Genomic DNA, 1,873 nt, shown 5'->3' on the forward strand with positions numbered 1-1,873 from the left:
ACCTTGAATCGGTTGAACGTGTCGCGCTCAACGCGAACCGAGAGGGTCACGAGGTCCCTGCCGTCCTTGCTTTCTTCGAGGAGAGGCTTCATACTCACTTCATGAACCTTACACTGAAGTGCGGCGGAAGGTCAAGGGCATGAAGACGACCTTCAGGAATGCATCATTGCGAGAGCATGAAGCTATGCGTACGGTGCTCGCTCGTATGGCCGATGACCAGGCTCGCGCCGAGCGCATCACCGCCCTCAAGGCGGAGCGCCCAGACCTGACCTGGGAGGACATCGCCGACCGCGTGGGCGTCAAGGAACGCTCCGTGCACAACTGGCGGTCGACCGGCGGGATGAAGTACGAGAACGCCGAGAAGCTCGCCGAGGTGTTCGGCGTCTCAGTCGACTACATCTGGCGCGGCGGGGAGTCTCCCGGGGAGACGCCGGACATCATGGGCTCAATGAACGGCGAGAAGTCGAAGTTCGAGGAGCGCCTAGCCGCCGTCGAGCGCGACGTCGCCGAGATCCTCAGGCTGGTTCGCCAGCGGATTGGGTCGGTGGAGCGTGATGAGCTCGAGGCGGAGGCCGGTCCCCCGGATGAGATCGCTGAGAAGCCTTCAAAGCCACGCGCGAAGCCCAGTCGTCGAGGGCGTTAGCCACCGGCCCCTCACCCAGCTCTCCGGCCTCCTGCCGTAGGTAGCGCGACACGCGCTGTAAGACCCGCTGTTCTCGTTCTTCCATTGGGCTCTTTCCCCCTGCCGTGCGAGTCCACTCGATTGTTGTCCCCAGCCGGCCTGCGTTCCGACCCTTCCAAGTGCGCGAAGATAGCGAACTGCACAACGATTGTGCAAGAGGCATGGTGCAAAGAGGGCGCGCGCCCCCGGCCGCAGGTGCCGAGGACGCGCAAGGCTGACGGTAGGAAGCTGTGCGGTTCTTGGACAGGGCCACTCGGCGGATGTACGAACAGATACCTCAAACGACGAGAGCCCCGTCCGAAGACGAGGCTCTCTTGCTACCCCAGTTCAACTCTCAGCCTACACGGCGCCCACCTCGGTGCCGTCCACCGAAATGTGCACCACACCGGCGCCGTCCTTCGACCAGCTCACCGCATGCGAATGGGACTGCACCGCAGGAGGCTGGACCGGAGGGGGCATCACCGAGGGCGGGGTGATGCTCTCCGCCGCGATCGTGTAGCTCCCCGAGCTCGCCGGCAAGGGTGGCAGGTTCTGCACGGGCGTCGTCCACGCGCCCAGCGCCGCCCCACTGCTGTCGAGCGCCTGTAGTGACACCCACGGCTTCGCAGGGTCGGGGGAGCGGTAGGAGGCCGGGAACGGGGCGAGCATGTCCCCACCCGCACTCAGGCCCGGATACGAGGGTGTGCCCGTCTGCGTGGCGCTCAGGGCGACGTGGAGCTTCGCTGCGCCCGCTGGGATGTTGCTGATAACGCCGTTGGCGTCGAGGTTCATGGTGCCTCCTGAAGGTGGTGGGGGACTGCTTGCGGCCGCGTTGTGCAGGGCGGCGTAGGCGGGCTTGTGGGAGCCATCGGTGCGGACGACCCCGTACCAGTCCTTCGTGTCGAAGTCGTGGTAGCAGAAGTACACCCAGCCCTTCAGCCACGGCTGGGTCTCAGCCCACGCGGCGAAGTTCGTGACGTTCTGTGCCTGCGCCGACTCGGACCACTGCTGACTGTCGCCCGTAGGTGACTGGCCTAGCGCGGTCGGCCAGCCCAACTCGGTTGGGTACACGTCCATCCCGGTCTTCACGTGGGCGTTTATCAGCCTGTCACGGTTGCCGAGAGCTCCGCCCGCGCCACCATCGGCACCTCCGTATGGATGCACCGTCACGCCGTCGATGTACTGCTTGGGGTTGCTCACCGCGCTCGAGTG

The 1,873-nt window shown here is 65.3% G+C and carries 2 protein-coding genes; one reads left to right on the top strand and one right to left on the bottom strand.

What is annotated here, in order from left to right; all coding sequences use genetic code 11:
• Positions 1-139 precede the first annotated feature (139 nt).
• Positions 140-643 carry a helix-turn-helix domain-containing protein gene (locus ACJ8AT_RS36155; protein ID WP_407742527.1) on the top strand — a complete coding sequence of 168 codons (504 nt, stop codon included), beginning with the start codon at positions 140-142 and terminating at the stop codon, positions 641-643.
• Between the two features lie 378 nt (positions 644-1,021).
• Here ACJ8AT_RS36155 and ACJ8AT_RS36160 read toward each other — a convergent pair.
• Positions 1,022-1,873 (bottom strand): hypothetical protein (locus ACJ8AT_RS36160; protein WP_407742528.1); only part of this gene is annotated, 852 nt, incomplete at its 5' end.

The sequence above is a fragment of the Hyalangium sp. genome (assembly GCF_045802625.1).
Lineage (GTDB): Bacteria > Myxococcota > Myxococcia > Myxococcales > Myxococcaceae > Hyalangium.

Bases quoted from the DNA above. Each gene is read 5' to 3' on its own strand.
- ACJ8AT_RS36155 (WP_407742527.1), top strand. From the start codon at position 140: ATGAAGACGACCTTCAGGAATGCATCATTGCGAGAGCATGAAGCTATG.